We start from the raw sequence: 19,340 nt of genomic DNA on the forward strand, positions 1-19,340 counted from the left end.
GTCCGCGCACCCGGGTCCCGTCCATCACGCTCGCGTGTGTCCCGGGTGAAGTCCGCCCATCCGGAGGACCTGCCACGTCCGGGTGGGCCCGGCTCACCGGGCCGCCACGTCCGGTTCGTACTCTCCGTGGCCGTGACGACCGTGCTCGGAGCCACCCGCTCCCACGACGACGACGGCGGCTCGGTCACGCCCGGTGGTCCCGAGACCGGCCGCCGGCGTGGGCCACGGCTGCCGGGCGACCTCGTCGCGGCGCTGCTGGGCGCCGGCCTGGTCGTGGCCGCCTCGCTGGTCGGGTGGGCCGACATCCACGAGGGCCAGAAGATTCTCGTCGGCTGGCCGCCGCTGCTCGCGGACTGGCTGCCGCACTTCTCGCCGGGCGGGATCACCGCGGTCCTCGTCGCCCTGCTCGTGGCGCTCGCCGGGCCCGCCGTGGCCGCGCGGATGCGTTGGGGCCCGCTGCTGGGCCTCGCCTACGTGGCGTCCGCCGGGTGGACCCTCGGGCTGGCGCTGATCGACGGCTACCAGGTCGGCGTGATCAACCGGCTCACGACTCCGACCGAGTACCTCGTCGAGGTGGCGCGCTTCCCGGGCCTCGGCCCGTTCCTCGAGACCTTCGCGGGCCGCATCGTCGGGATGACCCCGGGCACCCTGGTCACGCACGCGTCGGGCCACCCGCCGTTGGCGACGATCTTCTACGTCTGGGTCGCCGACCTGTTCGGCCCCGGCGGGGAGCCGGCCGGGCTGGCGACGCTGCTGCTGGGAGCGTCGGCGCCGGTGGCGGTCGCCGTGGCGGTGGGCTCGCTCGGCGGGTTGCGTGCCCGCCGGGGCGAGTTCGGACTCCCGACGGAGACCGTGACCGCCGGCCGGGACGTCGCGCGGCGCTACCTGCCGTTCGGGGTGCTCTTCCCGGGCGCGGTCTGGGTCGGGGTGTCCGCCGACGGGATGTTCGCCGCCGTGTTCGCCTGGGGCGTCGCGTTCCTGGCGCTCGGGGCGGTGCGCCGCGGGGTGCTCGGCGCGGTGCTGTGCCTGCTCGGCGGGGTCGTGCTCGGTGGGGCGCTGTTCCTGTCGTACGGGCTGGTCACCGGCGGTCTGGTCCCTATCGTGGTCGCGATCCTGGTGCGGCGCTGGTCCCCGCTGATCGCGGGTGCGGTCGGGGCGGCCGTCGTCGTCGGGCTGTTCGCCTGGGGCGGGTTCTGGTGGCTCGACGGGTACGACCAGGTCCAGCTGCGCTACTACCAGGTCGGCGAGTACGGGCTGCTGCGGCCGTACGACTACTGGGTGTGGGGGAACCTCGCGGCGTTCGCGCTGACGATCGGGCCCGCGGCGTTCGCCGGGGTGCGCCGGCTCGCGTGGTGGCCGCGGCGGGCGCCGCTCGCGGTGGTGCTGCTGGTCGGCGCGGTCCTGGTGGCGGTCACCGCCGCGGACGTCTCGGGGCTGTCGAAGGCCGAGGTGGAGCGGATCTGGCTGCCGTTCGCGACGTGGACGGTGCTCGCCTGCGCGATGCTCCCGCCGCGCTCGGCGCGCTGGTGGCTGCTCGTCCAGGCCGCGGTGGCGATCGCCGTCAACAGCCTGCTGCTCACGACGTGGTGACTTCGTCCTGACGGACATGTGCGTGTGTTTCCGTGCCAGGGCACGGAAACACACGCACATGCGTCAGCGAACGGCGGCGCGCAGCGGGTCGGTGGCGAACCGCGTGATGCCGTCGGCGAACGACGTCGCGGCCCGGAAGCCCAGCACCTCGGTGGCGCGGGCGGGGTCGGCGGTGACGTGCCGGACGTCGCCCGGCCGTGCCCCGCCGACGACCTGCGGTGCCGGCCCGTCCATCGCGCTCGCCAGCTGGGTCGCGAGGTCGGAGATCGTGCGGACCTCGCCGGAGCACACGTTCAGCGGGGTGCAGGTCCCCTCGGGGGTGGTGTCGACCGCGGCCTCGAGCGCGGCGACGTTGATGCCCGCGACGTCGCTGACGTGCACGAAGTCGCGCCGCTGCCGGCCGTCCTCCATCACCCGCGGGGCCTCGCCGCGCTCGAGCGCCGACCGGAAGATCGACGCGACGCCCGCGTACGGCGTGTTCTGCGGCATCCGCGGGCCGTAGACGTTGTGGTAGCGCATCGCGAACACCCGGCCGCCGGTCGCGCGGGCCCACGCGACCGCGAGGTGCTCCTGCGCGAGCTTGGTCGCGGCGTAGGTCGAGCGCGGTTCGAGGGCGGCGTCCTCGGGCACCAGCTCGCCCTGGAGATCCCGGCCGCAGACCGGGCAGGGCAGGTCGTAGCGCCCGGCGTCGACGTCGGCCTGCGTGCGCGCGGGCGGCGGCTGCACGCCGTGCTCCGGGCACGAGTAGCGGCCCTCGCCGTAGACGACCATCGAGCTCGCCATGACCAGCCTGGTGTGCTTCGCGCGGTACATCGCGGCGAGCAGCACGGCGGTGGCGACGTCGTTGTTCTCGGCGTAGTCCGGCGCGTCGTTGGGGTCCACGCCGTGCCCGACCATCGCCGCCTGGTGGCACACCGCGTCCACCTCGGGCAGCAGCCGGTCGAGCAGGCCGGCGTCGCGGACGTCGCCGTGGACCAGGTCGAAGCGGTCGGTCCACTCCGGGGCCTTGCCGTCGGCGTGCGCCTGCGGGAGGAGCGCGTCGAGCAGGACGGGGGTGTGCCCGCGGTCGGCGAGCTGGTCGGCGATGGCCGACCCGATGAACCCGGCACCGCCGGTGAGGAGGACGCGCACGTCGCTCACGGTAACGTCGGGCAATCCGGCGGCGGGGTCCGCGGGGGGCTCGCTAGGGTCTGCGGGTATGGAGCACCCCCGGTCGACGGCGATGCAGGACGAGTCCCTCGGAGGGGGCGACGACGACCTGCTGGGCCGCGCCCTCGTCGTGATCGTCGACGACCGCATCTCGACCGGGGAGGTCGCCGACACCACCGGTCCGCTCGTGACCGAACTGCTCGGTGAGGCGGGCCTCGTCGTCGACGGCACGATCGTGGTGCCGGGCGAGTCGGTGGCGATCCGCAACGCGCTGAACACCGCCGTGATCGGCGGCGTCGACCTCGTCGTCACCGTCGGCGGCACCGGGGTCTCCCCGCGCGCGGTCACGGCTGACGCGACCGCCGGGGTGCTCGACCGGCCGATCCCCGGCATCGCCGAGGCCATCCGCGCGTCGGGACTGGCGGCGGGTGCCGTGGACGCGGGGCTGTCGCGCGGGCTGGTCGGGGTGTCGGGGTCGACGCTGGTGGTCAACCTCGCCGCCTCGCGAGCTGCCGTGCGCGACGGGATGGCCACGCTGACGCCGCTGATCTCGCACGTCGTCGCCGAGCTGTCGGGGCTGGAGGAGAACTGACCCCGGAGGGTTCCGACGACGACGCTGGGGCGGCGGCCGCCCGTCGTCGGGCTCGTGAGGCGCTCTTCGGGGAGGACCCCGGGGCGAGTGCCGACGAGCGCGACGACGCTGATCGCGCGCGCGGGGACGCCGAGCGCGACCGCCGCTGGTACGACGACCAGCGCCCGCCCCACCACGGCTGAGCTGCCGACGAGGGGCACGTCAGGCAGGTCCGCGGCGCGGTCGGGCTGCGCTGTGTGCTGTTGATCAGTCGGCGCTGAGTCGGCGCGGAACGGTGCCGAGCGTCACTCCACGACACGAACCGGACGCGGGGAGCCACGTTACCCTCACTTCATCACATGTTGAGGTGTCGCACTCAGGAGGTGTGATGTCGGAGGGCCGGCCCACTCGGCGGACCGTGCTGGCGGGAGCGCTCGGGACAGGGGTGGCCCTGGGCGCGGCGTCGTTGCTCTCCGGGTGCGGGTCGGCGGCGTCCGACGACCGGCTGCGGGTCGCGTTCGCCGGGGGCGGCTCGCGCGAGAACCTCGACCCGCACGTCGTGCTGAACTACGTCGACCAGGCCCGCGCCAAGGCGTGCTTCGACACGCTGAGCTGCTGGTCCGAGGACATGGGGGCGGTGCCGCGGCTCGCCGAGTCGTGGGAGGTGGACCCGACCGGCACGCGCTGGCGCATCCACCTGCGCGACGCCCGCTTCCACGACGGCCGGCCGCTCACGCCCGACGACGTCCTCTACACGTTCCGGCGCATCGCCGACCCCGCGACCGGCGCGACCGCGGCCAAGCTCTTCACCACCGTCGACCTCACCGCGAGCCGCGCCCTCGGCCCCCGCGACGTCGAGGTCGTCCTCACCGCGCCGAACTTTCTGTTCCCGCTCGCCTGGGCCGCACCCGGCGCCGAGATCGTCCCGCGAGGCACGACGAGCTTCGAACGCCCGGTCGGGACCGGCCCCTTCCGATGGGTCTCGTTCAGCCCGGGCGGGCCGGCGCTCTACAGCGCGAACCCGGACCACTGGGGCGGCGCGCCGCCGAGCCGGGAACTGGAGTTCGTCCCCGTCGACGAGGAGCAGGGCCGGGTCGGGGCGCTGCTGTCCGGGCAGGTCGCGTACGCCTTCGACCTGCGCGCCTCGAGCGCGGTCTCGCTCGGCACCGACTCGCGCGCGAAGGTGCTCTCCGCACCGGGCTCGGCGTCGCAGTTCCTCTACCTGCGGGTCGACCGGCCGCCCTTCGTCGACCCCCGGCTCCGCGAGGCCGTCCGCCTGGGTCTCGACCGGCAGGCGCTGGTGCGGGTCGTGCTGCTGGGGAAGGGGCAGGTCGGGAACGACCTCTTCGGGCAGGGCGCGCAGTACTACGACACCGCCCCGCCGCAGGTGACCCGCGACGTCGAGCAGGCCACGGCCCTCGTCGCGCAGGCCGGGGCGACCGGGTCGCGGATCGAGCTCCAGACCAGCACGGCCGACCCGATCTACCAGGCCGCGGCGGGCGTGATCGCGCAGCAGTTGGGGGAGATCGGCCTGCAGGTCGTCCCCCGTACCCTGCCGCCCGACAGCTACTACGCCACGATCCGGTCGCAGGGGGTCTCCTCGGTGAGCAGCGTGGGCTCACTTCCGCTGCCCGACTACATCGGGCGGCGGATGGTCTCGAGCGCCACCGCCCGCAACTTCACCGGCTACCGGGACCCGCAGATCGACGCGCTCTCCGCCGCGGCCGTCGCGACGCCGAACGAGGCCGACCGGGTCGCCAGCTACTCCCGCGCCCAGGAGCTCATCCGCGCCTCGTCGGGGATGCTGGTGTGGGCCGCCGCGGACATGCACGTCGGGATCGCGGCCGACCTCGGTGGCGTCGAGGTCGCCCGTCCGAACACCGACCGGTGGGCGCGGTTCGACCGGGCCCGCCTGGGCTGACCGCCCGTGACGACGACCGCCCCGGCCCCCGGGACCGTCGACCGGCCGCGCACGCTCCCGCGGCGGCTGGTCGGACGCGTCGCGGTCGCCGCCGGACAGCTCGTCGCGGTCTCGGTGATCGTGTTCGCGCTGACCGCCGCGCTGCCCGGCGACACCGCGGAGGTCGTCCTCGGCCAGCAGGCCACCCCCGAGCAGGTGGCGGCCCTGCGCGCCCAGCTCGGCCTCGACCGTCCGGTGCTGCTGCGCTTCGCCGACTGGGTCGGCGGCGTGCTGACCGGCGACCCCGGCCGCTCGCTGGTCACCGGGGTCCCGGTGGCCGACGAGCTCGCGGGCCGGTTGGCGAGCACCGCGAGCGTGGCCGGGCTGGCGCTCCTCGTGATCGTGCCGGTCGCGCTCGCCGCGGGTGTGACGGCGGGGCGCCGGCCGGGGTCGGTGACCGACCGGGTGATCACGGCGGTCGCGACGGCGGGCCAGGCGATCCCCGAGTTCGCGTCGGGCCTCGTGCTGGTCGCGGTCTTCGCCGTCACCCTGGGCTGGCTCCCCGCGACGGCGGGCGGCGGCAGCTTCACCGGACCGGCCGTGCTCGTGCTGCCGGTGGTCGTGCTCGCGCTGAACCAGGTCGGCCGGCTCGCGCGCCAGATCCGGATCGGGGTCGTCGAGACCGAGCGGGCCGAGTACGTGGTGCACCTGCGCCGCCTCGGGATGGGCGAGCGGACGCTGCTCCTGCGTCACGTCCTGCCCGGGGCGCTCCCCCCGACGGTGCAGCAGCTCGCCCGGGTCGTCGACGGGCTGCTCGGCGGCGTCGTCGTGGTCGAGGCGCTCTTCGCGCTGCCCGGCGTGGGCGCGGGCTTCGTCGAGGCCGTCCAGGGGCGGGACCTCCCACTGGTGCAGGGGTACGCCCTGCTGTTCGCGACGACGACGGTGGTGGTCAACCTGCTCGCGGACCTCGTGTCCGACCGCCTCGCGCCGCACCGCGAGGCCCTCCGGTGACCCGCCGTCCGGACGCCACCCTCGTCGTCGGGAGCCTGCTGGCGGGCATCCCGCTGCTGGCCGCGCTCGTCGGTCCCCTCGTCGCGCCGCAGACCCCGCCGGGCACGACGCCGCTGCTGCCGCCCGGCACCGAGGGCACCGTGCTCGGCACCGACGTCTACGGCCGCGACGTCCTGGGGCTCGCGCTCACGGGCGGCCTGTCGGTCGTCGGCCTGACCGTCGGCGCGCTGGCCCTCGCCTACGCGGTGGGCACCCCGCTGGGCCTGCTGCTCGCCGCGACCCGCCGCCGGTGGCTGGACACCGCCGGGCTGCGCCTCGTCGACGTGGCCCTGGTGCTGCCGCCGCTGCTGGTCCTGCTGGTGCTCGCGGCCACCGGGCGGCGCGGGGTGCTCTGGCTGATCGTCGGCGCCGCGTTCGTGCAGCTGCCCGCGCTGGTGCGCCTGGTCCGCAGCGCCGCGCGCGCCCCCGGCCGGCTGGCCGTGCAGGAGGCCCAGATCCAGGCGGGCGAGCCGTGGTGGCGCTCCCATCTCCTCGAACCCGCCCGGGCGGCCGTGGGGGCGCTCGCGGTGGACGCCGGGACCAGGGTCGTGCTCGTCGTGACCGTCCTGACCAGCGCGAACTTCCTCGGCGCCGGCCTGGAACCGACGTCGCCGGACTGGGGCGTGGTGATCCAGCAGAACGGCGACTCGCTCTTCCTGGCGCCGGAGACGCTCGTCGTGCCCGCCGTGCTGGTGGTCGCGCTCTGCGCGGGCACCAACCTGCTGACCGACCGGCTGCTCGACCGCCGGGAGTACGTGTGACCGGCCCGGTGCTGTCCGTCCGTTCGCTGGCCGCGCGGGCCGGGGACGCCGAGCTGGTCGCCGGGGTCGATCTCGACCTGCACACCGGCGGGGTGCTCGCCGTCGTCGGGCCGTCCGGGTCGGGGAAGAGCACCCTCGGGCTGGCGCTGCTCGGGGAGGCGGCCCCGGGGGTGGCGCTCACCGGGAGCGTGCGCGTCGGCGGGACGGAGCTGGTGGGGACGGCCGGAAGGGGCCGGGTCGGCCACCTGCCCCAGCACCCCGGCGCGGTACTCGACCCGCTGCGCCGGGTCGGGGCGGTGCTCGACGAGATGGCCGCCGTCGTCCACGGCGCCGATCGCGCGGCGCGCTCGGAGGCGGTCGGCGCGGCGCTGCGGGCCGCGCAGCTGCCCACCGGCGAGCTCTCCCGACGGTTCCCGCACCAGCTCTCCGGGGGCCAGCAGCAACGGATGGCGCTCGCGCTGGCGCTGGTGACCGGGCCGGACGTCGTCGTCCTCGACGAGCCGACGACGGGCCTGGACGCGGACACGACGCGGGCGCTGGTCGAGAGCCTCGCCGGGCTGGCGGAGTCCGGGGTCGCCCTGGTCCTGCTGACCCACGACCACGACGTGGCCCGCGCGCTCGCCCACGAGGCACTGGCGGTCCGCGGCGGGCAGGTCGACGCGCAGGGGCCGGCGGCCGAGGTGCTGGACGCCCTCGCGGCGCCGACCGTGGCGGAGCCCGGGCCGGAGACGGACCATCCGCGGCTGCGGGCGCAGGGCCTCACCGTGGTGACCGCCGACGGCCGGGCGATCCTCGACGGCGTCGATCTCGACGCCGCGGCCGGCGCGGCAGTGGCGGTGGTCGGACCCTCGGGCGCGGGCAAGACGACGCTCGCCCGGGCGCTGGCCGGGCTCGCGGTGCCGCGGTCCGGGACGGTCGAGGTCGACGGGACGGTGCTGCGCCCCGACGCCCTCGACCGCACCCACGACGGGCGCCGCGCGGTGCAGTACGTCCACCAGGACCCCCGCGCGACGTTCGCGCCGCGCCGGGCGGTGCTCGAGCAGGTGGCGCGCCCGGCGGTGCGGCTGCGCGGCCTCGGGAGCGAGGCGGCGCGGGCCGAGGCCGTCGCGGTCCTCGGCACGCTCGGGGTCGACGAGACCACGGCCCGACGGCGGCCGCGGGCCCTGTCCGGCGGGCAGCTCCAGCGCACGGCGGTGGCCCGTGCCCTGCTCGCGCGGCCCGACGTCATCGTCGCCGACGAGGCGACCTCGGCGCTCGACGCCGACCACCAGGCCGGCCTCGTCGAGGTCTTCGACCAGGTGCGCCGGGCGCACGGTACGGCGCTGGTGCTGGTGAGCCACGACCTCGAGCTCGTCGGGCAGGTGGCGGGCACGACGGTCGTGCTCGCGGCGGGACGGGTGGTCGACCGCGGGCCGACCGGCGAGGTGCTCGAGCGGACCGCGCCCCGGGTGGCGCCGAGGTAGGGCTCTCAGGCCGCGACGGCGCGGTCGAACATCCCCCAGCGGTCGGTGTTGGGCTCGTCGGCCTCCACGCCGCGCACGTCCGCGGCGACCCCGACGTTCCACCCGGCGATGCCCCACACGAGGTTGCCGGACTCGCCGTGGAAGAGCTGCTGGACCGCGGAGAAGGCACGGACGCGTTCGGCCTCGTCGGGCGTCGCGACGGCCTGCGCGTAGAGCGCGTCGATCTGCGGGTTGCGGTAGCCGGTGTAGTTCGGCGTGCCGTTCGTGACCAGCTTGCGGCCGACGTAGTCCGGGATCGGGAGCGGTCCGCCGCTGGTCATGGCGGCCACACCGGTCCTGCGGACCTGCGAGAAGTAGCTGTCCGGCGGGATGGTGCGTGGTTGCGCGTCCAGGCCGGTCTCGGTCAGCTGCCGCGCGATCTCGGTGGCGGCCGGGACGAACGTCGGGTCCGTGGTGCTGGTGAGGATCTCGACGGGGGTCCCGCGGGCGCCGGCCTCGGTGACCAGCGCGGTGGCGCGCGGGAGGTCGCGGGTGATCTGCGGGATCGTCGTGTCGTAGTACTGGACGCCGGGCCCGCGCAGGTCGTTGCCGATCTCGCCGCGGCCGAGCAGCACGACCCGGACCAGGGCCGCGCGGTCGATCCCGACCTGGACCGCCGTGCGCAGCCGGGGATCCGAGAACGGCGGCCGGTCGACCTTGAGGCACAGGTACTGGCTGGTGCCCTGGGGCGAGGACAGCACGTGGGCCCGCTCGTCGTCGGTGAGCCGCAGGACGCTGGTCGGCTGCAGGTCGTAGGCGCAGTGCACCTGGCCGGAGAGCAGCGCGCCGGCGCGGGCGTTCTCCTGGTCGACCGGCACGATCTCGAGCTCGGTGCTGGGCGGCCTGCCCTCCCGGTAGGCCTCGAACGCGCGGTAGAGCGCGGGTCCGCCGGGGGAGAAGGAGACGAAGCGGAAGGGTCCGGAGCCGACCGGGTGCGTGGGGTCGGGCCGGCCGCCGGGGACGATCGCGGTGCCGGTCGCGCCCCAGGAGATCGGGAAGAGGCGGTTCGGGGAGCGGAGCACGATCTCGGCCTCGGTGTCGGAGACCGCGCGGCTCGCGGCGAAGTCGACGTCGGTGAAGAGCTGCGCGGCGCTCGCGCCGGTGGCCGGGTCGGCGATCCGGCGGAACGAGGCGATCACGTCGGTGGCGGTGACCGGGCGCCCGTCGTGGAACCGGGCCGGGCGCAGCCGGATCCGCCAGCGGGTGCCGGTCGCGTCGGACTCCCAGGACTCCGCGAGCCGCGGCACCGGGGTCATCGCCGGGCTGTAGCCGACCAGGGTGTCGTAGCAGGCCTTGGCCCGAACCTGGTCCACGACCTGCGGCAGCACGTGCGGGTCGAGCTGCTCGCGGCTGCCTCCCCCGGCGATCGCGACCCGGAACCGCCCGGGCGGGCCCGACGAGAAACCGCCCGCGCACCCCGCGAGGCCCAGGGCCCCGGCGGCGGCGAGCGCTCCCGTGAGGACCCGTCGTCGGGAGAGGGCAGGGCTCACCGCACCGCCGCCAGCAGGCGACGGTCGAGGAGCTGGGTCACGGTGTCGACCTCGGCGAACCCGGCGGCGCGCAGCGCGTCCGTCCAGGTCACGAGCGAGCTGCCGCCGTGGCCGCCCGCGGGCCGGTTCGCCTCCCGCTCGGCGAACTGCGGCGCCAGCCCCGGGTCAGCGGCCGCGGCCTCCCACCAGGCGGCGAAGTCCTCGAAGCCCGGCGCGCCGGTGCGCACGTCGGTCCGCTCGCGGCGCAGCTCGGCGGTCATCGCGGCGAGGCGCGGCGTGGCCCGGTCGTCGGCGAGCAGGGTGTCGAAGTCGAGGAACACCCCGCCCGGGCGCAGCAGCCCGGCGAGGGTCCGGGTGAGCCCGCCGAGCCGGTCGGCCGGGAGCCAGTGCAGGGCCGTCGACGAGACCACGGCGTCGACCCCCGACGCCGGCGTGCCCACGCCGTCGGCCCACCCGTCCTCGGACAGGTCGGCCTGCACCCAGCGCACCCGGTCGCCGAGGGTCCGGCGGCCGAGCTCGAGCATCACCGGGTCGGCGTCGACCCCGACCACCTCGGCGTCCGGGAACCGGTGCGCCACCCGACCGGCGAGCGACCCGGGGCCGCAGCCGAGGTCGAGGACCCGGGCGGGCTCGCCGACGAGCCGCTCGACGACGTCGAGCATGAGCGCGAAGACCTCCTCCCGCCCCGGGACGTGGCCCGCCTGCTGGGTCTCCCACCGCTGCGTCCACGCCGGCGCGTTGTCCACCGCGTTCGTGACACCGACCGTCACCGTCTCCACCGCCTGCTGTCCGGGTTCCAGGGCGTCGACGATCATCGGTGGTGTCCGGGCTCTCTGCAACTAGTCTGCAACAGCGAGTCAGGGGCGACGATCGTCACCGCAGGGTCAGCGTCACCTCCTGCCCGACCGTCGCGGCGGCGACCCGCGCCGCCTCCTTCCCCGGCAGCGCCACGAGCACGAGCGGCGCGGACGCCGAGCGCTCCTCGCCCGGCAGCACCGTCAGCACCCGCGCGCCGGTGGCGACCACCACGCCGTCCCCGCCGCCCACGCCGGCGCCCCCGACGACGTCGACCAGGGCGCCGGGCCGCACGAGCGCCGCCACCGCCGGGTCGGCCAGGCGCAACGGGACGCCCGCCGCGTCCGGCGTCCCCGCGGACGCCCGGGCCGACTCCGGCCCGACCAGCCGCACGTCGGTGAGCACCTCGCCGGCGCGCACCGGTCCGACCGGTCGGCGCCCGACGGCGTCGGCCACATCGGTCAGCGCTGCGACCGGCACCGCCTCCGGTGGCCGCGGGACCACCCCGACGTCGCCGGGTCCCACCGCCGCCCCGGGCGGCAGATCCCGCCGGGCGACGACCACCGGCGCCCCGGCCACCGACGGCGACGCGGCCCCGGCGACCGCCAGCACCACGGCCAGGGCGAGGAGCATCCCGGCGGCGAGGCGGCGCAGCGCGACCCCGCGCCGCCAGCCGTGCGGTACCCGGGCCCGGCGGGGCCGGACGCGGCGCCGCGGGGCGCGGCCGGCGCGTGGCTCGGGGCCTGCCGGCGGCGGCCGTCCGGTGATCTGCACGAACCGGACGGTAGGGCGATGACCGTACCCGTGCGGCAATCCGATCACCGCCTGTGGACAATGGCGGGGGACCCAGAGGTGCTGTGGACAGCCGGGGGTCACGAGATCGTCCGGACGCGAGGAGAGGCGCACCCGTATGGCCGTGGTGCTGGTGCTCCTGGCGTGCCTCGGGAACGCACTCGCGCTCACCCTGCAGCGCAAGGCCGCCCAGGACAGCGCCCGACAGCGTGGCCGCTCCGCCGGCTCGTTCCGGGACATGGTCCGTCGGCCGCCCTGGCTGTTCGGCATCCTGATCTTCGCGCTGGCGATCATCTGCCAGATCTCCGCGCTGCGCCTCGGGTCGGTCTCGCTGGTCCAGCCGGTGCTCGTGATGGAACTGCCGTTCACGCTGCTCGTCGGCTGGTGGATCCTCGGCGGGGCGCTCCGGCCCTACGAGTGGGCCGCCGTCGCGACCATGAGCGTCGGCCTCGTCGTCATGCTGGCCTCGCTGCGCCCGCACGGCGGCGACGCGCTCGCGGCGGGGAACGTCCGCTGGATCCTCGGGGTCCTGGTGACCTCCGCCGTCCTCGCGATCACCGTGGGGATCGCGACGAGGTCGCGGGCGGCGGGCAAGGCCGCGTTCTTCGGGATCGCGGCGGGCATCGGCTCGGGGTTCGTCGCGGTGATCTTCAAGGCGATGACCGACGCGCTCGCCATCGGCGGGCTCTGGATGGTCCTCACGACGTGGCAGACCTACCTGCTGATCCCGGTCGCGCCGATCGCGTTCTGGACGCTGCAGAGCGGTCTGCGGGCCGGGCGGCTGCTGGCCTCCCAGCCGGGCCTCACGCTGGGGAACCCGCTGCTGGCGTTCCTGTGGGGGACGGTGCTGCTGGGGGAGCAGGTCGCGGGCGGCGCGTGGCTCTGGGGCGGTTTCCTGGGCGCCGTGCTGCTCACCGTCGGTGTCTTCCTGCTCGCCCGGTCGCCGGTGCTGGCCGCGCAGGAGGGAAGTCCTCGCGACCGGCCCACCACCAAGGCCGCCAGTGGTGGCGCAGAGCGACGGCGTCCGCAGTAGTCGTTGGTTCGAACGGGTGCGACGGGAAAGTCAAACCTGATTCATGGCAACGCGAGACGAGTGCAAGCGTCTCTCGTTGTACGAGGCACGGAGCCACCGACCGCTGGGGAGCGGGTCGGGCGCCGTGCGGGTCCGGGTCGGCGACTCGGGGTTGCCGACCCGGACCATCCCCTCGGTCTTCCTCTCCGCGTTTCGATCAGGGGCACATCACGCCGATGTGCGCCCGCTTCGTGCTGCCTGGTGTGCCCGTGATCGTGGAGCCGGTCGGGGCCGGCTCCACGAGGGGCACGGTGCGCAGGTCTGCGCGCCTCCGGGGCTGCGCTACGTGCTGCTGATCTTCGGTCGGGCCGGTCTCACCCGGCCCGACGACGCTCAGGCGCTCTTCGCCGCCGTCGTGCTCGACGACCCGGACGACGACCCGCTGCCCGAGCTGCTCGAGCCGCTCGACGAGGAACCGTTCGAGGACGAGCCACCGGACGACGAGCCACCGGACGACGAGCCCCCGGACGACGACGAGTCGCCCGACGAGGAGCCGCTCGACGAGCCCGACCCGGCGTCCGAGGACGACGACCCCGACGACTCGCCCGCCGACGATCCGGACTCCGACGACGACGAGGAGCTCGACGAGCTCGAACGGCTGTCGTTGCGGTAGAAGCCGCTGCCCTTGAACACGATGCCGACCGACGAGAACACCTTGCGCAGCCGGCCCCCGCACTCGGGGCACTCGGTCAGCGACGGGTCGGTGAACGCCTGGACCTGCTCGAACCGGTGGTCACACACGGTGCAGGCGTAGGGGTAGGTGGGCACGCTCGCTCCTGTCGTCACCCGAGGGGACTCGTAGATCGGGGGCAGTGTATCTGGCACTCACCCCACGTGAGTGCCAACACGGACGGACATCACGGTGTTCCGGGCGCGCCGGTGCGCAGCAGGCCCGCCGTGGGGCGCCAGACGGCGTGGACCAGGACGTCGTGGGGCTCGGCGGGCAGCTCCGCCACCAGCTCGTCGTCCCCGACGAGCGCCACCAGCAGCGTCGTCGGCGAGGCCAGCGGCAGGCTCCGGTCGTAGTGCCCGCCACCGCGCCCGAGCCGGACCCCGGCCGCCGTCGCCGCCAGCGCGGGTACGACGACGACCGTCGCCTCGCCGATCGCGGCGGGGCCGCGGCGCGCGCCACCGGGTTCGAGCAGCCCGTGCGGGCCGGGGACCAGGTCGGCCCGGCCCCCGAAGACGGCCCAGTCCAGGGGCGCCTCACCCACCGTCACCGGGAGCAGCACGTGCCGGCCGAGCGCGACCGCCGCGTCGAGCACCGGCACCGCGCCGTCCGGGGCCGCGCCCGGCTCGCGGCGGACCGGGACGTGCAGGCACACCGGGCGCTGCGGATCGGCGCCGAGCTCGTCGAGCACGCCGGGGAGAGCCGCCGCCAGCGCGGCGGCGTCGCGCCACCGGTCGTCGTCGGGACGTTCCCGACGGCGGGCGAGCAGCTCCCGTCGCACCTCGTCCTTGGTCACGACGCCCCCGACCGGCCGACGAGGGGAGGATCCGGTCGCTCCAGGCGCACGAGGGCTCCCCTCGTGCGGCGGGGAAGGCGAGTCACCCCTCGAGCGTGCCGCCGTCGAGCGTGCGCGGCCCGTCGACGGTCACCGACCCGCGCACCGTCACCGGGCCGCCGAAGGTCACGTCGCCGCGCACCTCGAGGCGCTCGGCGTCGATCAACGACGGCGCGCCGGCCGGGAACCGCGCCTCGAAGTCGCGGAGCATCCCGAAGTGCGCCTTGTCCAGCGAGACCACCGGCGGGACGCCGTCGAAGTGCGGCACCATCGCGCCGTCGTCGCGCAGCTCCCAGAGATCCGAGCGCGCGACGAGGAGGTCGTCGGTCGTCTTGACCGGCGCGAACCGGGTCCGCGGCACCTCCAGCGCGCCCGCCCCGTCGATCGTCGACACCGCGGCGCCCATCGCGGTCTCCAGCTGGAGCACCTTCGTGGACGACTTGTCGGTCGGGTCGACGGTCTTGCGGTTGACGATCAGCGGCAGCTCCGGCGCCGCCGGGTCGGCCTCCTGCAGCGCGGTGATCGCCTGCAGGTCGAACCAGATGTTGTTGGTGTTGAAGTAGTGCCAGCGGGACAGGTCGCCGAAGGAGGGGTCGCCATCCGGGACCTGCGCGGACTCGCGGAGCACGAGCTTGCCGTCGCGCATCGCGAGGTGGCCGCCCTTGCGGTCGGACTCGGTCCCGCGCACCACCTCGAGCAGGAAGGGCACCTCGTGCTCGACGAGCCACGCGGCGATGCGGGGGTCGGGGCGGGCGCCGAGGTTGTCGGCGTTGGAGACGAAGCACCAGCGCACGCCGGCCTCGAGCAGCGTCGCCGCGATCCCGCTGGCCGCCAGCGCGGTGTAGATGTCGCCGTGGCCGGGCGGGCACCACTCGAGCTGTGGGTCGGCGGGCCACTCGACCGGCTCGAGGGTCGACGCGTCCAGCTTCGGCTCGATGCCCTGCAGGAAGTCGAGCGGCAGCGGCTGGTCGTCGAGGCCGGAGTGCCCGCGCAGCCGCTCCAGCGACGGCGGGCGGGTGGTCGGCGAGTCCATGAGCAGCAGCGGCAGGCGCGCCCCGGTGCTGCGGCGCAGGGCCAGCGTCTGGATCGCGATGACGTCGAGGAAGCTGCGGCCGGGCTTGATCTCGAGCGTCGACTTCGGCCCGTCGAGGCCCATGCTCGTCCCGAGCCCGCCGTTGAGCTTCACGACGGCGAGGCGGTCCAGGACCGCGCGCGTGGTCGCCTCGTCCGGCTCCGGAAGGTCGTCCAGGCGGGGGAGCGGGTCGACCGGCGAGAGCTCGTCGCCGGGCAGGGTGCCCGCCCCGGGGTCGGCGAGCTGCGCCAGCCGCCGCCGGAACGCGGCGAGCTCCATCGGGTGCGCGCCCGACTTCTCCAGCGCGACGAGGGCCGGGTGGTCGGCGCTCACGGTTGCCGGATCGACCATGCGGTGGCTGCCTTCGGTTCTCGGGAGGCCGGGTACGGATGTGATCTCCGCCCCGGACCGGACGCGGCCGAGACTAGCGAAAGCGGCCCGGAGTCCGGTGTGCACGGGCTGTGCACCATCGGGCCTGGTCGTGTGTCGGGAACCCGGGCGCGTCGCTGACCGGATGGCGCGGCGTGTCGTAGGACGATGGAGCCCGTGAGGACCGTGGATGCCCAGCTGCGCCGGGTGCTCGACGCCGCGGTGCGACCGGCCCCGATGCGCGTACCGATCTCCGAGGCGCAGGGACTGCTCTGTGCGGAGGAGGTCGTCGCCGACCGCGCGCTGCCGGGGTTCGACCAGGCCGCCGTCGACGGGTTCGCGGTGCGTGCCGTCGACGTGCGCGAGGCCGACTCGGAGCCGGTCGAGCTCCCGGTCGTGGGGGAGGTGGCCGCCGGATCGCGCCAGGCTCATCGATTGAGCCCGAAGCAGGCCGTCCGCGTCGCCACCGGGGCCCCGCTGCCGACGCTGGCCGACGCCGTCGCCCCGGACGACCACACCGACGACGCCGCCCCCTCGAGCCGGGCCCGGGTCACCGTCAAGACCCCCGTCCCGTCGGCCGCCTACGTGCGGCGCACCGGTGAGGACGTGGCGCCCGGGGACGTCGCGGTGCGCCGCGGCGTCGTCGTCGGGCCCGCCCAGGTGGGGTTGCTGGCCGCCGTGGGCCGCACGAAGGTGCTCGTCCACCCGAAGCCGCGGGTGTCGGTGATCGCGGTCGGGGACGAGCTCGTGGACGTCGACCGCACCCCCGGCGCGGGCCAGGTCGTCGACGTCAACTCCTACGCGCTGGCCGCCGCCGCCCGCGACGCCGGCGCCGAGGTGACGCGCATCGGCATCGTCGCCAGCGACCCGGCGGCGGTGCGCGAAGCGGTCGAGGCGCGGCTCGGGCTGGCCGAGGTGGTCCTCGTCGCGGGGGCCGTCGGCGGGGCGCAGGGCGAGTCGGTCGCGGCCGCGCTCGGGGAGCTCGGGCCGATGGACACCTCGCGGGTGGCGATGCACCCGGGCTCGGTGCAGGCGTTCGCGCGCCTGGGTGACGACGAGGTCCCGACGTTCCTGCTCCCGGCGAACCCGACCTCGGCGCTCATCGTGTTCGAGGTGCTCGTCCGCCCGCTGGTGCGCCTGGCCCTCGGTCGTCCGGAGCTGCACCGTCGGGAGGTGACCGCGCGGCTGCTCTCGCCGGTGTCCTCGCGGCCGGGTCGGCGCAGCTACGTCCGCGGGCAGTTGCTGCGGGACCGCTCGACGGGCGACTACCTGGCCCAGCCGCTCGGGACGGCCGGCTCGCACCTGCTGTCGTCGCTGGCCGAGGCGAACGCGCTGATCATCATCGACGAGGACACCGTCGAGGCCGGGCTGGACCAGCCGGTGCAGGTGGCGTTCCTGGCGCCGAGGTAGGCGCAGTGCACCTCTGCTAGAACGATCGACATGGGCGTGCCGATCTGGGGAGGGACGCGCCCGACCGGCCGTCACCCCGGCTGGCCGGACCGGCTGCGTGAGCTGCGCACCCCGGCGGGCGTGGTCTCGCTGCGCCCGGTCCGCTTCCGCGACGGCCGCGAGTGGTCCCGCCTGCGGTTGCGCGACGAGGCCTACCTGACGCCCTGGGAGCCGATGCCGCCCGGCCGCTGGGTCGACCACAACGCGCTCATCGAATGGCCGGGGCGCTGGGGGACGCTGCGCGCGATGGGGCGGGCCGGCACCGCGCTGCCGTACGCGCTGACCGTCGACGGGCGCTTCGCGGGCCAGGTCGTCGTCGGGAACATCGTCCGCGAACCGCTGCTCTCGGCCTACGTCGGCTACTGGGTGTCGGCCGAGCACGCCGGACAGGGGGTGACGACGGCGGCCGTGGCCCTCGCCGTCGACCACTGCTTCTCCCGGGTCGGGCTGCACCGCATCGAGGCCACCGTCCGCCCGGAGAACGGGGCGAGCCTGCGGGTGCTCGCGAAGCTCGGCTTCCGGGAGGAAGGGCTCCTCAAGCGCTACCTCGAGGTGGACGGGGACTGGCGCGACCACATCGTGCTCGCGGTCACCGCCGAGGACGTGCTCCCCGACGGTCTCGTTGCCCGTCTGCTGCGCGCCGGGCGCGCCTCCCGCGCCTGAGCGGGGTCGGTCGGGCACCCTCGACGCCTCACCCGGGACTCGACCGGCGCTGGAGCACCCACATGGCCCAGCAGCCTCGGTCGTCCTGCCAGCCCATCGAGTGGCCGTCATCGGCCCGCGCCGACGTGGGTTTCCCTCACTGGAGGGTGACGGTCACGGTTCGCACACGACACGCCGCGTCGGCTACGGGGCGCATGGGACTCGTGTGACTAGCGTGGCGAGCGTCGGTCACGTTCCACACCAGGGGCTGCGCCGACGGGCCGGCCTCGCGGGGTCGGTCCGGTCAGGTCGTGGCCGGGTCGGGGAGGTGGACGGTGCCGAGCTCGCTGGTGTTCGCCGCGCTGGTGGTGGCGTGGTTGGCCGTCCTCGTGCCGGTGGTGGCCCGGCGGCGCCAGACGGTGCCGCGCCCCGCCGAGTCGCACCTCAGTGCGCGGGTGCTCGCGCGGCCGGACCGCACCGCGACCGCCGCCGTGGGCACGACGGCCGCCGAGCCCGTTACGGACAGCGCCACGGACTCGGACGCGGACCCGGACTCGGATGTCGAGGACGCGGGGCCGGAGATGGACAGCGACGACACGCACCGGCCGGGCGCGGACGCGCCGCAGGGCCGCGTGCTCGACCGCGGCCGGGGCCGCAGGCCGTTCCGGGACGACGCCTGGGAGGACGAGGGCATGGACGACCGCGACGACGAGGGTCACCTCGCGACCGCCGACGACGGGTACGACGAGTACGACGACGGCGCGGGCCGGTACGGCGTGCCCGACCACCACCCGCGGACCTACCGCCCCGGGCGCGGCGGGTTCGACGCCGACGCCGCGGCCGCCGCGGCGCACGCCCGCTACTCGTTCCGGCAGCGGGTCGCCGTCGGGCTGATCGCGGTGGCGGTGATCTCGCTGCTGGCGGCGCTCGTCGTCACGCCCACGCTCTGGTGGCTGCACGGGGTCACCGACCTCGGGCTGATCGGCTACCTGGTCTTCCTGCGCCGGCAGACGCGCATCGAGGACGAGGTCCGCCGGCGTCGCCTCGCCCGGCTCACCGGGGAGCGCCGCGCGCTCGAGGCCCGTCAGGAGCGCCAGGCGGCGCACGAGGACTACCTCGCCGACGGCGAGCGGTGGGACGTCGAGGACGACGAGGACGAGTACGCCACCCACGACGAGGACCTCGACGAGTTCGAGGACGACGACGAGGACGAGGACGGCTCCGACGTCGACGTCCCCGCGCCGCGCTGGATCGCGCCACGTAGCCCGGCGCCCGCGGTGCCCGACGGCCTCGAGCTGGTCGCCGACACCGACGAGGACCCGGCCTTCCACGATCTCTCCGACTCGCGGGTTCCCGCGTACCGGCGCATGGCTGCCGGCGCCTGAGGTCCGTCCCCGGGTGATCGTTCGTGGATGCTGCTCTCCCCCGACGGCATCCACTCCATGATCACCCGGGGGCGGGCGGGGCCGCCTCACGACGGGCGTGGGGTCGGTTGCTAGAGTTCTCGCTCGTTGGGGCTGTGGCGCAGTTGGTAGCGCGACTCGTTCGCATCGAGTAGGTCAGGGGTTCGATTCCCCTCAGCTCCACTCCCACCTCACGACCCCCGCCGGGTGTTCCGGCGGGGGTCGTCG

At 75.5% G+C, this 19,340-nt stretch carries 17 protein-coding genes, 1 tRNA gene and 1 pseudogene; 12 read left to right on the plus strand and 7 right to left on the minus strand.

Features of this window, described 5'->3' with window-relative positions; genetic code table 11:
* Nucleotides 1–132: 132 nt before the first annotated feature.
* Entirely contained in the window at nucleotides 133–1,590 is a 1,458-nt protein-coding gene (locus tag LQ327_RS28750) for a hypothetical protein (protein ID WP_230739389.1), read from the plus strand.
* Between the two features lie 63 nt (nucleotides 1,591–1,653).
* On the opposite strand, the gene LQ327_RS28755 is transcribed toward LQ327_RS28750, so the two are convergent.
* Complete coding sequence (locus LQ327_RS28755) at nucleotides 1,654–2,721, minus strand: NAD-dependent epimerase/dehydratase family protein (RefSeq protein ID WP_230739391.1); 1,068 nt, start codon at nucleotides 2,719–2,721, stop codon at nucleotides 1,654–1,656.
* 91 nt (nucleotides 2,722–2,812) lie between these two features.
* Between LQ327_RS28755 and LQ327_RS28760 the strand changes: the two genes are divergently transcribed.
* From LQ327_RS28760 to LQ327_RS28780, 5 genes are all read left to right on the plus strand, one after another.
* Complete coding sequence (locus LQ327_RS28760; RefSeq protein ID WP_230739768.1) at nucleotides 2,813–3,331, plus strand: MogA/MoaB family molybdenum cofactor biosynthesis protein; 519 nt, start codon at nucleotides 2,813–2,815, stop codon at nucleotides 3,329–3,331.
* 367 nt (nucleotides 3,332–3,698) lie between these two features.
* Complete coding sequence (locus tag LQ327_RS28765; RefSeq protein WP_230739392.1) at nucleotides 3,699–5,231, plus strand: ABC transporter substrate-binding protein; 1,533 nt, start codon at nucleotides 3,699–3,701, stop codon at nucleotides 5,229–5,231.
* A 6-nt stretch (nucleotides 5,232–5,237) separates the two neighbouring features.
* A complete protein-coding gene (locus LQ327_RS28770) occupies nucleotides 5,238–6,221 on the plus strand; it encodes an ABC transporter permease (RefSeq protein ID WP_308286395.1) in 984 nt (327 codons plus the stop codon).
* Nucleotides 6,218–7,021 carry an ABC transporter permease subunit gene (locus LQ327_RS28775; RefSeq protein WP_230739393.1) on the plus strand — a complete coding sequence of 268 codons (804 nt, stop codon included), beginning with the start codon at nucleotides 6,218–6,220 and terminating at the stop codon, nucleotides 7,019–7,021. Before LQ327_RS28770 ends, LQ327_RS28775 begins: the two co-directional genes overlap by 4 nt.
* Nucleotides 7,018–8,484 carry an ABC transporter ATP-binding protein gene (locus LQ327_RS28780; RefSeq protein WP_230739394.1) on the plus strand — a complete coding sequence of 489 codons (1,467 nt, stop codon included), beginning with the start codon at nucleotides 7,018–7,020 and terminating at the stop codon, nucleotides 8,482–8,484. Before LQ327_RS28775 ends, LQ327_RS28780 begins: the two co-directional genes overlap by 4 nt.
* Before the next feature lie 5 nt (nucleotides 8,485–8,489).
* Here the strand turns inward: LQ327_RS28780 and LQ327_RS28785 are convergent, their stop codons facing one another.
* Genes LQ327_RS28785 through LQ327_RS28795 form a run of 3 tightly spaced genes read right to left on the minus strand, consistent with a single transcriptional unit; the run spans nucleotide 8,490 to nucleotide 11,582 of the window.
* Nucleotides 8,490–10,013 (minus strand): ABC transporter substrate-binding protein, encoded by a 1,524-nt coding sequence (locus LQ327_RS28785; protein ID WP_230739395.1) that lies wholly within the window; start codon nucleotides 10,011–10,013, stop codon nucleotides 8,490–8,492.
* Entirely contained in the window at nucleotides 10,010–10,828 is an 819-nt protein-coding gene (locus tag LQ327_RS28790; RefSeq protein WP_230739396.1) for a class I SAM-dependent methyltransferase, read from the minus strand. Before LQ327_RS28790 ends, LQ327_RS28785 begins: the two co-directional genes overlap by 4 nt.
* Nucleotides 10,829–10,886: 58 nt before the next feature.
* Entirely contained in the window at nucleotides 10,887–11,582 is a 696-nt protein-coding gene (locus tag LQ327_RS28795) for an SAF domain-containing protein (RefSeq protein ID WP_230739398.1), read from the minus strand.
* 136 nt (nucleotides 11,583–11,718) lie between these two features.
* Between LQ327_RS28795 and LQ327_RS28800 the strand changes: the two genes are divergently transcribed.
* Nucleotides 11,719–12,633 carry a DMT family transporter gene (locus tag LQ327_RS28800; RefSeq protein ID WP_230739400.1) on the plus strand — a complete coding sequence of 305 codons (915 nt, stop codon included), beginning with the start codon at nucleotides 11,719–11,721 and terminating at the stop codon, nucleotides 12,631–12,633.
* Between the two features lie 325 nt (nucleotides 12,634–12,958).
* Nucleotides 12,959–13,285 (plus strand): hypothetical protein, encoded by a 327-nt coding sequence (locus tag LQ327_RS28805; RefSeq protein ID WP_230739798.1) that lies wholly within the window; start codon nucleotides 12,959–12,961, stop codon nucleotides 13,283–13,285.
* A gap of 14 nt (nucleotides 13,286–13,299) precedes the next feature.
* Here the strand turns inward: LQ327_RS28805 and LQ327_RS34320 are convergent.
* From LQ327_RS34320 to LQ327_RS28820, 3 genes and pseudogenes are all read right to left on the minus strand, one after another.
* Nucleotides 13,300–13,497: pseudogene (locus tag LQ327_RS34320) on the minus strand (FmdB family zinc ribbon protein); the annotation flags it as partial.
* A gap of 32 nt (nucleotides 13,498–13,529) precedes the next feature.
* A complete protein-coding gene (locus LQ327_RS28815) occupies nucleotides 13,530–14,138 on the minus strand; it encodes a 5-formyltetrahydrofolate cyclo-ligase (protein WP_230739402.1) in 609 nt (202 codons plus the stop codon).
* Nucleotides 14,139–14,220: 82 nt separating this feature from the next.
* The gene (locus LQ327_RS28820) at nucleotides 14,221–15,600 is read right to left on the minus strand and encodes a UTP--glucose-1-phosphate uridylyltransferase (RefSeq protein ID WP_230739404.1); all 1,380 of its coding nucleotides are present in this window, start codon (nucleotides 15,598–15,600) and stop codon (nucleotides 14,221–14,223) included.
* A gap of 186 nt (nucleotides 15,601–15,786) precedes the next feature.
* On the opposite strand from LQ327_RS28820, the gene glp reads away from it, so the two are divergent.
* The 4 genes from glp to LQ327_RS28840 all read left to right on the plus strand — a co-directional run bounded on the left by glp (nucleotide 15,787) and on the right by LQ327_RS28840 (nucleotide 19,295).
* A complete protein-coding gene (glp, locus tag LQ327_RS28825) occupies nucleotides 15,787–17,028 on the plus strand; it encodes a molybdotransferase-like divisome protein Glp (protein WP_230739407.1) in 1,242 nt (413 codons plus the stop codon).
* 30 nt (nucleotides 17,029–17,058) lie between these two features.
* Complete coding sequence (locus LQ327_RS28830; RefSeq protein ID WP_230739409.1) at nucleotides 17,059–17,730, plus strand: GNAT family N-acetyltransferase; 672 nt, start codon at nucleotides 17,059–17,061, stop codon at nucleotides 17,728–17,730.
* A gap of 314 nt (nucleotides 17,731–18,044) precedes the next feature.
* Nucleotides 18,045–19,094 carry a divisome protein SepX/GlpR gene (gene sepX / locus LQ327_RS28835; protein WP_308286396.1) on the plus strand — a complete coding sequence of 350 codons (1,050 nt, stop codon included), beginning with the start codon at nucleotides 18,045–18,047 and terminating at the stop codon, nucleotides 19,092–19,094.
* 128 nt (nucleotides 19,095–19,222) lie between these two features.
* A tRNA-Ala gene (locus LQ327_RS28840) sits at nucleotides 19,223–19,295 on the plus strand.
* Nucleotides 19,296–19,340: the final 45 nt, after the last annotated feature.

Source organism: Actinomycetospora endophytica (genome assembly GCF_021026375.1).
Taxonomy (GTDB): Bacteria; Actinomycetota; Actinomycetes; order Mycobacteriales; family Pseudonocardiaceae; genus Actinomycetospora; species Actinomycetospora endophytica.

What these genes read in the sequence shown, in the direction of transcription:
- LQ327_RS28760 (WP_230739768.1), top strand. Translation starts at nt 2,813, where the DNA reads ATGCAGGACGAGTCCCTCGGAGGGGGCGACGACGACCTGCTGGGCCGC.
- glp (WP_230739407.1), top strand. Translation starts at nt 15,787, where the DNA reads ATGGAGCCCGTGAGGACCGTGGATGCCCAGCTGCGCCGGGTGCTCGAC.
- LQ327_RS28800 (WP_230739400.1), top strand. Translation starts at nt 11,719, where the DNA reads ATGGCCGTGGTGCTGGTGCTCCTGGCGTGCCTCGGGAACGCACTCGCG.
- LQ327_RS28820 (WP_230739404.1), bottom strand. Translation starts at nt 15,600, where the DNA reads ATGGTCGATCCGGCAACCGTGAGCGCCGACCACCCGGCCCTCGTCGCG.
- LQ327_RS28765 (WP_230739392.1), top strand. Translation starts at nt 3,699, where the DNA reads ATGTCGGAGGGCCGGCCCACTCGGCGGACCGTGCTGGCGGGAGCGCTC.
- LQ327_RS28830 (WP_230739409.1), top strand. Translation starts at nt 17,059, where the DNA reads ATGGGCGTGCCGATCTGGGGAGGGACGCGCCCGACCGGCCGTCACCCC.
- LQ327_RS28790 (WP_230739396.1), bottom strand. Translation starts at nt 10,828, where the DNA reads ATGATCGTCGACGCCCTGGAACCCGGACAGCAGGCGGTGGAGACGGTG.